Below are 13,363 nucleotides of genomic sequence, written 5' to 3' on the forward strand. Positions count from 1 at the left end.
TCATTTTACAAGTTATTCAACTAAAAACTTTAACTATATTAACCCCTTGAATAAGGAACCCCCTTCGCATATCCGAAGGGGGACTCGTTTTATTTTAGTAAAATTCTTTGTTAGTTCTTCCAAGAAAGTTCTGCTTGAAGACCGTAGTGATCACTGACCTGCGGACTTGCTTGGCCATCAAAAACTACCTGTAACTTTTCTACCTGAAGATCTTTTGTCGTAAAGACGTAATCAATTCGAAGAGGTTCTGTATTTCCCTTCCAACCATCAATTTCTGGAGGAACAGTGTAGCTTCCACTTCTCTCTTTTGCAACTTCATAGGCATCCTGTAAGCCTAGCGGACTAGTTAGGATAGCTTGATATCCTTCCTGACCTGCAGGGTTGTTGAAATCTCCTGCTAGTAATAGAGGTTTATTCAACTCTTTTAGAACTGCTTCAAATCTTGCCCATTCCTCTTGGAATCCTTTATCCCACCAAGAGAGATGCACACTCGCAACTGCAAGCTCTTTACCTTCTACTACTGTTTCTACTAGTGCAACTCGACGAGTGTGATAATCAGTTGGATCATCTACATCTGAAACCAAAATCTCACGCGCCTCAATAGGTGTTTTAGATAGAATTGAAACTCCCTCATGATAACGGTCATATCCGATATGATTATAAGCCCATGTCCAATAATAGTCCAGTCCTTTTTCAGACAACTTCTCTACCAAAAGACGAACATAGTGGTCTTGGTGAATGGGTTCTGCTGAAGGTAACGGATTGTAAAGTGGTCCAGACTCTACTTGAGTTGATGTAATTTCTTGGTTGATTTCTTGAAAACAAATCAAATCATAACTGTTTTCAAGTATATCTTGAAACAAGAGCTGAAATTTTTCTTCAGGATTTTTTTCCATCCAACTATGAGTATTGAGTGTTAAAAACTTCATGTTTTTCTCCTATAAACAAGAGGTTGGAAAACAGCTTCCAACCCCTTAGTGTATTACAATTCTACTTTTGCAACTGCTGTTTTAGCTGCAAGAGAACCGGTTTTTTCTAATTTAACTGACTTGATGGCATCTCCATTTGTAAAGACTACTACAGTTGTAGTTTCACGCTCAGCAGCCTGAATAGCTCCGAGGTCAGCTTTGACCAAGAGATCACCAGCAGCTACTGTTTGACCTTCTGAAACCACCACTTCAAATGGTTTTCCTTCAAGACTTACAGTATCAAGACCAATGTGAACAAGAACTTCAAGACCTGCTTCAGTTACAAGACCAAGAGCATGTTTAGTTGGGAAGACGCTTGATACAGTACCAGAAACTGGAGATACAATGTTTCCGTTTGCTGGTTCTACTGCAAATCCATCACCCATCATTTTTTGTGAAAAGACTGGATCCTTAACTTGTTCCAATTCAATGACTTGACCGTCAGCAACTGAATAAACTTCTTCAGTTACACCTTTGTAGACAACAGTATCTTTTTGAGCTGCTGCCATTTGACTTGGAAGAGTTTCAGGAATAACTTCTCCAGAATCAAGAATATCTTGGATATCTGATTTCAAAACGTCAGCTTTAGGTCCGTAGATAGCTTGGACACCTTGTCCTTTCATGACAAGTCCCATAGCTCCTTCAGCTTTCCATTGTTCTTCTGTTCCAACTTTTTCTGCATCTTTTACAGTAACGCGAAGACGAGTCATACATGCGTCGACATCAACAATGTTCGCACGTCCACCGAGAAGGTTGATGATGTTAACTGCTTGAGAAGCTTCTGCAACTTTAGTTTCACCGGCAGCTGAAGATTCAGAAGAACCATCTGCATTTTCATAGTTACCGTTACGTCCTGGAGTTGCATAGTTGAATTTCTTAATCATGAAGTTAGCGATGAAGTACATGATAAATCCAAAGAGTACTGTCACCCAGATAAAGTTAACAATATCCATACCAATACCAGCGTTGATAGCTAGCGGAGTACGAGTCAAGAATTCGATTGAACCGAATGAGTGTACACGAAGGTTCACAATATCAGCCATTGCAAAGGCAGCACCTTGAACAAGAGCGTAAACAAGGTAAAGAGGTGTTGCGATGAACATGAACATGTACTCAATTGGTTCAGTTACCCCTGTCAAGAATGTTGCAAGAGCTGTTGCAATCATCATACCTTTGTATTGGTGTTTCTTATCTGGATCAACGTTACGGTAGATAGCCACAATTACACCCATCAAGATACCAAATGAACCAATCATTTGTCCAACTTTGAAACGAGCTGGATGTACTGTATCTAACAAGTGTTGGTATTGAGCTGCGTCAGTACCTTTAAGGTTTACAAGGTCAGTTACCCATGCAAGCCAAAGTGGATCTTGACCAAATACTTGAGTACCTTTTGCCGCACCAGTCATGACATCATAAGTACCACCAAGAGCTGTATAGTTCATTGGGATAGTCAACATGTGGTGAAGTCCAAATGGCAAGAGTAAGCGTTCCAAAGTACCATACAAGAATGGTGCTAGAACTGGAGCTGTTTCTTGAGAGTTAGCGATCCAGATACCAAAGCTATTAATACCTGTTTGAACAAGTGGCCAGAAAATTGAAAGCAAGATTGCCGCAATTACTGAACGAAGAATAACTACAAACGGTACAAAACGTTTTCCGTTAAAGAATGAAAGTGCATCAGGAAGCTTACGGAAATTGTAGTATTTGTTAAAGGCAGTCGCCCCAATAAAACCAGAAATAATCCCTACGAAGACACCCATGTTAAGCGCTGGAGCTTCAAACACGCTGATAAAGTAATCAGAAACTTTGATAGAGTTACCAAAGATTGTTGAAACCATTGCATTAGGATCTTTCAACATATCACCACTAACACTAAAGATAGCACCAGTGATACGGTTGATCAAGATAAAGGCAAGTCCTGCTGCAAAAGCACCACCTGCACGTTCTTTAGCCCAGCTTCCTCCGATAGCTAGAGCAAATAAAATGTGAAGGTTAACGATAACTCCCCAACCGATTTGCTCAAGAATTCCACCTGTAATAACAAGTGGGGCAAAGTTAGGATTAATCATTGCAAGCGTCTTACCGATTGAAATCATCAAACCAGCCGCTGGCATAACAGCGATAACCACCATTAGAGCCTTACCGAATTTTTGCCAAAACTCGAAAGACAAAACATTTTTGAATGTATCTTTCATCATTCAAATCTCCTTATTTTTATTTTAATGCAAACGATTTACGAAAACGTTTGCACCATTAACACCTCTATTATACCACTTTAATTTTTTTTGTAAAGGATTTATATAAAATTTTTTCATTTTAAAAATTTCTTACTTCTCTTCAATTGTTTACTAACTTTGAGTTTACTGGGGTTTTCTGATATAATGTTAGCTATGAAATCCTATAATACCTTGAATGATTATTATCGAAATTTATTCGGAGAAAAAACTTTCAAAGTTCCTATCGATGCCGGATTTGATTGTCCCAATCGTGATGGTACAGTAGCTCATGGAGGTTGTACTTTCTGTACGGTTTCTGGATCTGGTGATGCTATTGTTGCGCCTGATGCTCCTATTCGTGAGCAATTTTATAAAGAAATTGACTTTATGCACCGCAAATGGCCAGATGTAAAAAAATATCTAGTCTATTTCCAAAACTTTACTAATACTCATGAAAAGCTCGAAGTGATTCGTGAACGCTATGAACAAGCTATTAATGAACCCGGTGTTGTTGGAATCAATATTGGTACACGACCAGATTGCCTGCCTGATGAGACTATCGAATACTTGGCAGAACTATCAGAACGAATGCATGTTACTGTAGAGTTAGGTTTACAAACAACCTATGAGGAAACTTCTGAATTGATTAACCGTGCCCACTCCTATGAACTCTACGTGGAAACGGTTAAGCGCTTGAGAAAATATCCAAAGATTGAGATTGTAGCCCATTTAATTAATGGTTTGCCAGGTGAAACTCATGACATGATGGTGGAAAATGTTCGTCGTTGTGTGACTGATAATGATATTCAAGGGATTAAACTTCACCTACTTCACCTTATGACAAATACTCGGATGCAACGTGATTATCACGAGGGTAGACTGCAGCTTATGAGTCAAGATGACTATGTGAAAGTTATCTGTGACCAACTTGAAATTATTCCCAAACATATAGTCATCCATAGGATTACGGGTGATGCGCCTAGAGATATGCTGATTGGTCCTATGTGGAGTCTCAATAAATGGGAAGTTCTAAATAGCATAGAAGCTGAAATGAGACGTCGGGGTAGTATCCAAGGATGCAAGGCTGTAAAACAGGAGTTTATGAATGAAAAAACCACTTGAAATGGCGCATGATTTTCTTGCCCAAGTCATCACAAAAGATGATGTTGTTGTAGATGCAACAATGGGAAATGGACATGATACACTTTTCCTTGCCAAATTAGCTAAACAGGTCTACGCTTTTGATATACAAGAACAAGCTCTTGAAAAAACTAGTCAACGTCTACAAGAATCCGGTTTGACCAATGTCGAGTTACTTCTACAAGGTCATGAAACCGTAGATCAGTTTGTAACTGAGGTGAAAGCAGCCATCTTTAATCTAGGTTATCTTCCTACTGCCGATAAGTCTATCATTACTAAACCTCACACGACCATTGAGGCACTTGAAAAACTCTGTCAGATGCTCGTTAAAGGCGGACGAATAGCCATCATGATTTATTACGGGCATGAAGGCGGAGATATAGAACGGGATGCAGTTATGGATTATGTTAGTCAGTTACCGCAACAAGAATATACTGCAACTATCTATCGCACCCTCAACCAAATCAACAATCCACCATTTTTAGTTATGATTGAGAAATTAGAAAGGTATCGACATGGATAAACAATACCTAAAAGATAAAATCGAAGCTCTTCGTCACAACTTTGTCGAGTCGACCCAACATGAACGTGCAGTTGGTATTTTGGATGAAGCACATATGAGTAAAAAAATGCTGAAAATCAAGAAGAAAATGATTTCACTTGAAATGGAGCGTTGTCAGAAGAAAATCGAGCATAAGGACTGCTCAAAGATTGATCAAAAAATCCAAGAACAAAAGGAACTTTTTGAAAATTGTCGTAAACAAAAATAGGGAGGTGGAAAATGAATTTACTTTTTTATCTCTTGGTATTTTTACTAGTTCTTATTGTCTCTAGTACGACCAATAAGCTTCTGCCCTTTTTACCCATGCCTCTGATTCAAATTTTGTTAGGGATTGGAATTGGGCTTTGCTTACCCAACAACCAATATCATTTGGATACTGAGTTATTCCTAGCTTTAGTCATTGGCCCGCTACTATTCCGAGAGGCTCAAGAAGCAGACATTACTTCTATCCTAAAACACTGGCGGATTGTCCTCTACTTGATTTTCCCAGTTATCTTTATATCAGCGCTGAGCATGGGGGGAGTCGCTCATGTCCTTTGGGCTAGCCTACCATTAGCCGCCTGTGTAGCAGTTGGTGCCGCCTTAGGGCCAACAGACCTAGTCGCCTTCGCATCCCTTTCTCAACGCTTTTCCTTCCCAAAACGGGTCTCTAATATCCTAAAAGGAGAAGGTCTTCTGAATGATGCTTCTGGACTAGTAGCCTTTCGTATGGCTCTCATCGCTTGGACAACAGGAACATTTTCGCTCACCCAAGCCGGAACTTCATTGATCATTTCCATCATTGGAGGTTTTGCAGTCGGCTTTATAACAGCCCTAATCAATCGCTTCCTTCATACCTTTCTACTCAGCGTCCGTGCAACAGATATCGCAAGTGAGCTCTTATTGGAACTTAGTTTACCACTTCTAACATTCTTCATTGCTGAAGGAATTCATGTTTCTGGAATTATTGCAGTCGTTGTCGCTGGTATTTTAAAAGCTAGTCGTTTTAAAAAAATAAATCTACTTGAAGCTCAAGTTGACACTGTCACTGAGACCGTTTGGCAGACTGTAACCTTTATGCTCAATGGTTCAGTCTTTGTCATTCTTGGGATGGAACTGGAAATGATCGCGGAACCAATTCTTAAGAGTGCATTTTACAACAAAGTACTTCTCTTACTCAGTGTTTTTCTCTTGACCTTCCTGCTTTTTGCTATCCGCTTTGTCATGATCTATGGATTTTACGCATTTCGGATTAAGAAGCTTCATAAAAGTTTAGACAAATATGTCAAAGACATGCTTCTCCTTACCTTTTCTGGTGTGAAGGGAACTGTATCCATTGCCACTATCCTTTTGATACCGTCTAATCTGGAACAAGAATACCCTCTTCTTCTCTTCCTCGTAGCCGGTGTAACTCTGGTAAGTTTCCTGACGGGATTACTAGTACTCCCACACCTTTCTGAAGAGAAAGAACCGTCTAAGGATCAGCTCATGCACATCGCTATTTTAAATGATGTCGCCATGGAGTTGGAGAAGGATTTAGAGAACACAAAAAACAAGGTTCCACTCTATGCGGCTATTGACAATTATCATGGACGTATTGAGAATCTTATTCTTAGTCAAGAAAACAAAGAAATTCAAGAGGACTGGGAAGCTCTTAAACTCTTGATTCTCAGTGTTGAAAGCGATGGTTTGGAACAAGCCTATGAAGAAGGAAAGATTGGAGATCGTGCTTATCGTGTCTACCAACGCTACTTGAAAAGCATGGAGAAAAATATTAAGCGAAACTTTGCTTCTCGACTAACCTACTACTTCCTTGTCTCCATACGCATTCTTCGTTTTCTACTTCATGAATTGCTCACATTTGGGAAAACATTCCGTTCATGGAAAGACAAGGAAAAACAGCGACTTCTTGCCATTGATTATGACCAGATTGCGGAACTCTACCTAGCCAACACTGAAATTATCATCGAGAGTTTGGAAAACCTCAAAGGGATTTATAAGAGTTCTTTAATCAGCTTCATGCAGGAATCTCGTCTTCGCGAAACCAGTCATATTACGAGTGGTGCCTTTGTGGAACGGGTTATCAATCGTATCAAACCCAATAACATCGATGAAATGCTTAGAGGATACTACCTTGAGCGTAAGTGTATCTTTGAATACGAAGCTCAAAAACTCATCTCAGCTCAATATGCCAAAAAGCTACGCCAAAATGTCAATAATTTAGAAACCTATTCCTTAAAAGAATCTGCTAATACCTTACCTTATGATATGATGGAATTAGTTCGAAGAAATTAAAGTCTATAGAAAACAAGAGAAAAACTGGAGGATTGTAACATGAAAAAGTTGTGGAAACAGCTGACTGATAGACCCTTATTAAAAGCTTTTTTGCACTACTATCAAGCCTCCGATAGTGAGTTAACTAGCGTTGCTGTTGCCTACTATTGGTTGATTTCAATCTTCCCTTTACTCATGATAGTGGTCAATATCTTACCCTACTTTCAAATTCCCGTCTCAAACTTTCTATTAACAATCAAGGAATTTTTACCAGATACTATCTATGAAGTAGTCGCGAAGATTGCCAGAGAAGTTCTGACTCAGCCATCAACTGGCTTACTGAGTTTTGCTATCTTATCAGCTCTTTGGACATTTTCCAAATCCATGGATTTTCTTCAGAAGGCCTTTAATAAAGCCTATGGAGTTGCAAAAAATAGAGGAATTATCTCACACCAGCTGATGAGTCTCTTGGTTAGCTTTGGCCTTCAAATTCTCTTTGCCCTTGCCTTATTCCTCAGTATGTTCGGCCATATGTTATTGGACCTGCTTAAAAACTACTGGAAATCCGAGAGTGCTCTATTTTCTTATCTACAGGATTTTACAGGACCGCTGATCTATGCCTTTCTTTTTGCTACCGTGATTATGCTCTATTATTTCCTACCAAATGTTAAAGTAAGTAAGATTCGATACGTCATACCTGGAAGTCTCTTTGTACTAGTTACGACGATTGCTTTATTAAACATCTTTGCAGCCTATTTCAACAATTATGTCAATTATCTCGTTGACGTCAGATTTTTCAGTTCTATCGTCGTTGTTGTGATGATGTTCTGGTTCATTATCATTGCCAAGATATTAATTATCGGTGCTGTCATCAATGCCAGTGTTCAAAGCCTAAAAGACCCAGACTTTAAAGCAAATCAATAATTTTTTATCGATTAATACTCAATGAAAATCAAAGAGCAAACTAAGAAGCGAGCCGCAGGTTGCTCAAAACACCGTTTTGGGGTTGTGGATAGAACTGACGAAGGCAGCTCAAAATACTATTTTGAGGTTGCAGATGGAAGCTGACGTGGTTTGAAGAGATTTTCGAAGAGTATAAACAAATCAATCCCCCAGTCATTTGATACTGGGGGATTTTTGAATTTCCTACTTTATTGTCCACTAGTCAGGGCTTGCAATTCTGTTTTTAGATACTGAGCCAAATGTTGGTGAGCAAAAATATTGCCATTTTTTTCTGCGGTAGGATTGTAGTTGGTGTTGGTATTTACATCATAGACATAAATGTCTCCACTCTCTGATTGAACCCATTCAATCGCCGCAACTTCAATCTGAGCATTTTTCAAGAAATTCTCATAAGCTTCTCTCCGGTCATCTGGTAGAGGTTCTGTAATCTGGAATTTTTCAGACGTTTCTAGTTGCTCTGGTCTCTTGCCGATTTGGCAACCATCTGCTGGACACAGTTGGAATCCATCTGAAGAATCAATCGAAACAGTATAGAGAAACTTCTGATTGATGAACTCTGAACGGCGGATACGTCCATCACTTGGCTTGATGTAAGCTTGTAACAAGGTAATCCCGTCCACTGATGGTTCAAAGAGGGGACTATTGACGTAAGCTGCCAGTTCCTCTTCATTTTGGAAGAGTTGAACGCCTAATCCCTTACCTGCACGATTGTGCTTGGTAATCAAAGGATAAATGTTTAATTTTCTTGCTGCTTCAATAATATTCTCTTGCCCTAAAACCGCAACTGTTGCAGGAGTCTCGATACCAGATTCGTTTAACTTCAAATATTGTTTGATTTTACTAATTTCAAGGTTGATAGCACCGGTACCATTCACAACTTTGCGTCCGTGTGCTTCTAACCAAGTAATCACTTGCTCTGTAAATTCTGGCGCATAACGATGTCCTCTTGTGTGTGAAGAGGCAGACATACGATTGTAAAAGATACCTTGCGGCGGTGGGCTTTGCAAATCTAAAATCCCACTAGACAAATCCCATAGTTCATAAGGGACTTCTAATTCTTCCAACCATTTCACTAAATGTTGAGTCCATTCTAGATTCTCATGAATCACATAAACTTTTGCTTCACTCATTATTTATATCTCCTTAAGAAAAGCTGACTGATAATTGGCTTTCCTTTTCTTCCTCTAAAATATATCCTTCTGTTTTTTCAATAACGCTGACTGTTAAGATTTGACCCAAAACATTGATCATGGTACGGCCTGCATTGACAAAGAAATCAACTGCAAAAATCAAGGCCACTCCTTCAACTGGCAAGCCCAATTGAGGTGCTGCAGCTAATAAAACTACGATAGCTCCTGATGGTACGGTTGCTGCAGTTTTTCCAATCAAGGTCAACAATAAAACAGTAAACAAGAGACTTGATAAAGAAAATTGAATACCATAGGCGTGGGCGATAAAAATTGTCGCTACTGAGAAATAAACTGCTGCTCCTTCTAAGTTAAAAGTATATCCTAAAGGAACAACTAAATCAATTGTATGCTCGTCATGCCCCTGTTTTTTCAAATCTTTAAGTAGTGATGGCAAGACCACACTAGAACTTCCAGTAACAAAAGCCAGAGTCAAGAGACTCCAATTTTCACGAAAGGCTGATAAATACGGCACTTTAAAGAAGAAAGCAATCAAAGGAAAAATAAGGAGAACCAAAACAGCATAAGCCAGATAAGTTCCAATGACAAACTGACCAAGACCAATCAACTTGTCAACACCAGTAGTTGCAACGTCTTTGGCGATAAATCCAAAAATACCAATCGGTGATAGTTTGATAATTACTGCAACAATCTTGTAAATGGCTTCAATCCAGATTTGGAAACCTTCGATAATCTTCTGAGATTTATCAGACTTAAGATTCCCAATTCCGTAACCAAGAAAGATTGCAAAAACGATAATTGGCAATAGAGCGCCATCTGAAAGAGATTTAACGATATTTGATGGAATGAAACCAAGCAAAAATTCGCTGAACTTGACATTGTTAGCAATCCCATCAAGGTTTCCACCAGTTTGACCGATATTCACTCCTTGACCAAAGCCTAAATAGTAACTAGCAAATACAAACAAAAGAGTAATGGCAGTTGTTACGGCAAAAAAGTAAACCAAGCTCTTGGTCAAGATTTTTCCGAAAGATTTTTTTCCGATAACTCCAGCTACTGCAACAACGATGGTTGGGAAGATTAGCGGAATGATAACCATATTGATCAATTTAATAAAGGCTTGACCTAAAAATTGATAAAAACCTGCAAATTGTGGCCAGATAAGGGCAGCGATAACACCCAAGACCAAAGCCACCAATAATTGAATACCTAGTGAGAGTTTTGACCATAAAGTAACTAATTTCATAAGAAACTCCTTTGTTTTATTTGCTACTCATTCTACTACTATTCTTGCTTTCTGACTAATATATATTTTCTATGGTCACCATAAAAAAGATTTATATTGAAGACTCAAACTATTACCTTTTTTTGTATCAAACATACACTGAATTTGTATAAAGTATAAAAAATCAGTTTCTAAACAAAGATTTTTAGAAAAACACTGTTAAATCAAGGAATATGCTTTCCTTTTATTCAAATTTTATGATACAATATTGTTATGATTTTAATGAAACTCGCTTCCGTCTTGCTTTTAGTACTAACCTTGACTTTGGCTATTATCCTAAGTAGATTTTTTAAGTTAAAGAAAAAGGGAATTAACTTTGCAGATTTGGCTTTTCCTTTTCTGATTTTTGAATACTATTTGATCAGTGCAAAGGTTTTTACACACAATCAACTTCCCATTTTGGGGGCAGCCTTATCTTTGTTGGCAATCATTCTAGCCTTTTTCTTCCTGAGCAAAAAACGTAGTTTTTATTATCCAAAATTCCTGAAATTCTTTTGGAGAGCTGGATTCCTACTCACCTTGCTCATCTACATCATCATGATTGTTCAAATCTTTATGATGAAATAAAAACAAACCATGCCAGCACCTCAACAGTTGGCGACTAGTTCTTCCACTTGAGGTGCTTTTCTAATGACATTTAAAAACGAGATTATTAAAAAATAAATAGGAGATTAAACAAGTGAAAAAAACGCTCTTGGCAAGTGCCATCACGCTTACTTTTCTAGGATTCGCAACAAACCCAGCTTTAGCTGAAGAAAAACACCTTCAAACTACTACAGCAGAAACGACACAAGAAACTACAACTACAGAAAAAGAAAAAAAGAGCACCCCTTCAACCAAGGAAACTGCTCCTTCTACTGAAACAAGTTCAAGCCTGCCTACAACATCTACTACAACTCCAAGTACAAGTTCAGACAAAAAAGAAGAGATAAAAGCTCCAGAAGTCAAAAAAGAAGGTTGGGTATTTGAAGGAAATATCTGGCGCTTCTATGAAGCTCATAAACCTGCTGTTAATTGGAAAAAAATTAATGGAAAATGGTACTACTTTAATAAGGATGGTATCATGCTCAGCGATACAATCTATGATGGGTACATCTTGACTAGTAGCGGTGCTATGGTTGATAGCGGCTGGGGTAAAATCAAAGATAAATGGTATTATGCAAATCCATCTGGAAGAATTGTTAAAAAGGATTGGAAAAAGGTTGGTGGAGTTTGGTACTACTTTGATAAAGACGGTATCATGCTCAGCAACACTATTTTCAATGGTTATCTCTTTTCTAACAGTGGTGCCATGGCTGAAAATTCCTGGGTAAAACATGATGGTAAGTCATATTACGCTCTAAGCTCTGGTAAAGCAGCACAACAAAAATGGGAAAAAATCTCTGGTTCATGGTACTACTTTAACAAAGATGCCAGCATGGCAAACAACCAATGGCAAGGGAGCTACTACCTAAAAGCTAACGGAGTTATGGCTGAGAAAGAGTGGATTTTCGATAAAGGCTATAATAGTTGGTTCTACTTGAAATCTAGTGGTACTTATGCTGCGCGTGAATGGATTGGCTCCTACTACCTCAAGTCAGGTGGTTACATGGCTAAGAGTGAATGGATTGATGACAGCTACTACAATGCCCGTTACTATGTGGATGAAAATGGTATCTATGTCACAGGAACTCGTAAAATCGATGGGAAGGGTCATCAGTTCCAAAGCAACGGAAAATGGATTGGCGAAATTCCTGTCAGTCGTGGATTTGAAAAAGGAAAATATACGAAGACTGTTTTCTTAGATCCAGGACATGGCGGTAAAGATCCTGGTGCTGTTTATTACAACACTAATGAAAAAGACCTCACCTTGCAAGTTTATCAAAAACTACGCAAAGAGCTAGAAGATCTTGGTTATACTGTTCTTTCTTCGAGAGATAGTGATGTCTATGTTGACTTTATTACTGAACGTTCAAAAATGGTCAATAATACTAACTCAGATATCTTCATAAGTATTCACTTCAATGCTAGTGGAAATCCAGCTTCAAATAGAGCCGGGATTCAAACTTATTCTTATGAAGCAGACTCTAGATATCCTTCTAGGATCAATAAATACTGGCATAATAATCCTGACCGAATCAGTGAAAGCAATCGCCTTGCCGCTGATATCCACTCTTCTCTTCTAGCTGAAACAGGTGCTAAGGATGCTGGCCTCCTCCAAAGTAGCTTTGCTGTTCTTCGAGAAACAGATAAACCAGCAGTTCTCCTAGAGCTTGGTTATATGGACAATTTCAACGAAAACCAACAAATTCGTAGTGATGCTTACCAAAATAGATTGGTGGCAGGTATTGTCAAAGGTATTCAAAAATATTACGCAGGCAAATAAAGAAAAAGCCTCGAGGAATCTCGAGGCTTTTTTGTATTATGCTTCTTTCTTATTAGCGTCAGGAAATAGAAATCCAATCCCCACACAAGCCAGAACACCAGCACCGATTACCAACCCACTTGAAAGTGGCAAAATATCAAGAATAGCATTTGCAATAATAAAAGCAATAATCAAGCACATGAGACTAGCTTTATAATCTTTTTTCACTAGATTCTCAAGAGTAAAGAATAGAAATAGACCTACTGGAAAGAGTGCCCAGATGTTAACATCCAAACTTGGCCATCCAACTAAACCAAAATACAAAACTGCTGCTGCAACGACTAAAAATCCGATACCTACTACTTTTTTCATGATATAACCTCATTTTCTATTTTGTTAGGAAGTTTAATCCCCCCTTGACAATTACTACTATAACAGAAATAAAAAAAGCAAACAATAGGTTTTGCCTATCTGGTAGTCA

At 38.5% G+C, this 13,363-nt stretch carries 12 protein-coding genes; 7 read left to right on the forward strand and 5 right to left on the reverse strand.

From position 1 onward, the window contains the following. Positions 1–110: 110 nt before the first annotated feature. Together ACWPUA_RS06510 and ACWPUA_RS06515 are read right to left on the reverse strand one after the other, a co-directional pair. Complete coding sequence (locus ACWPUA_RS06510; protein ID WP_006152055.1) at positions 111–929, reverse strand: endonuclease/exonuclease/phosphatase family protein; 819 nt, start codon at positions 927–929, stop codon at positions 111–113. 53 nt (positions 930–982) lie between these two features. Continuing rightward, positions 983–3,169, reverse strand: coding sequence for a PTS transporter subunit IIBC (locus ACWPUA_RS06515; protein WP_454379932.1), 2,187 nt, complete (start codon positions 3,167–3,169; stop codon positions 983–985). A gap of 183 nt (positions 3,170–3,352) precedes the next feature. Here ACWPUA_RS06515 and ACWPUA_RS06520 point away from each other — a divergent pair, with 183 nt between their 5' ends. The 5 genes from ACWPUA_RS06520 to ACWPUA_RS06540 are packed head-to-tail and all read left to right on the forward strand — an operon-like array spanning position 3,353 to position 8,066. Next, positions 3,353–4,309 carry a TIGR01212 family radical SAM protein gene (locus tag ACWPUA_RS06520; protein ID WP_247912887.1) on the forward strand — a complete coding sequence of 319 codons (957 nt, stop codon included), beginning with the start codon at positions 3,353–3,355 and terminating at the stop codon, positions 4,307–4,309. Further along, positions 4,293–4,850: a class I SAM-dependent methyltransferase gene (locus ACWPUA_RS06525; protein ID WP_454379935.1), complete on the forward strand. Its 558-nt coding sequence runs from the start codon at positions 4,293–4,295 to the stop codon at positions 4,848–4,850. The genes ACWPUA_RS06520 and ACWPUA_RS06525 overlap by 17 nt, the downstream gene beginning before the upstream one ends. Beyond that, positions 4,843–5,097, forward strand: a complete 255-nt coding sequence (locus ACWPUA_RS06530; protein ID WP_006148185.1) for a hypothetical protein — start codon at positions 4,843–4,845, stop codon at positions 5,095–5,097. The genes ACWPUA_RS06525 and ACWPUA_RS06530 overlap by 8 nt, the downstream gene beginning before the upstream one ends. 11 nt (positions 5,098–5,108) lie before the next feature. Continuing rightward, the gene (locus ACWPUA_RS06535; RefSeq protein ID WP_454379937.1) at positions 5,109–7,163 is read left to right on the forward strand and encodes a cation:proton antiporter; all 2,055 of its coding nucleotides are present in this window, start codon (positions 5,109–5,111) and stop codon (positions 7,161–7,163) included. A 39-nt stretch (positions 7,164–7,202) separates the two neighbouring features. After that, positions 7,203–8,066, forward strand: coding sequence for a YihY/virulence factor BrkB family protein (locus tag ACWPUA_RS06540; RefSeq protein ID WP_036753455.1), 864 nt, complete (start codon positions 7,203–7,205; stop codon positions 8,064–8,066). Positions 8,067–8,293: 227 nt separating this feature from the next. On the opposite strand, the gene ACWPUA_RS06545 is transcribed toward ACWPUA_RS06540, so the two are convergent. Together ACWPUA_RS06545 and ACWPUA_RS06550 are read right to left on the reverse strand one after the other, a co-directional pair. Then, entirely contained in the window at positions 8,294–9,235 is a 942-nt protein-coding gene (locus tag ACWPUA_RS06545; protein ID WP_454379939.1) for an ATP-grasp domain-containing protein, read from the reverse strand. Positions 9,236–9,248: 13 nt separating this feature from the next. Beyond that, entirely contained in the window at positions 9,249–10,499 is a 1,251-nt protein-coding gene (locus tag ACWPUA_RS06550) for a dicarboxylate/amino acid:cation symporter (RefSeq protein ID WP_225750514.1), read from the reverse strand. A gap of 246 nt (positions 10,500–10,745) precedes the next feature. Here ACWPUA_RS06550 and ACWPUA_RS06555 point away from each other — a divergent pair, with 246 nt between their 5' ends. Continuing rightward, a complete protein-coding gene (locus tag ACWPUA_RS06555) occupies positions 10,746–11,105 on the forward strand; it encodes a DUF3397 domain-containing protein (protein WP_454379961.1) in 360 nt (119 codons plus the stop codon). Between the two features lie 112 nt (positions 11,106–11,217). After that, positions 11,218–12,903, forward strand: coding sequence for an N-acetylmuramoyl-L-alanine amidase (locus tag ACWPUA_RS06560; protein WP_454379942.1), 1,686 nt, complete (start codon positions 11,218–11,220; stop codon positions 12,901–12,903). Positions 12,904–12,939: 36 nt separating this feature from the next. On the opposite strand, the gene ACWPUA_RS06565 is transcribed toward ACWPUA_RS06560, so the two are convergent. After that, positions 12,940–13,254 carry a hypothetical protein gene (locus ACWPUA_RS06565; RefSeq protein ID WP_223333230.1) on the reverse strand — a complete coding sequence of 105 codons (315 nt, stop codon included), beginning with the start codon at positions 13,252–13,254 and terminating at the stop codon, positions 12,940–12,942. Between the last annotated feature and the right edge of the window lie 109 nt (positions 13,255–13,363).

This window comes from Streptococcus sp. Marseille-Q6504 (assembly GCF_965111625.1).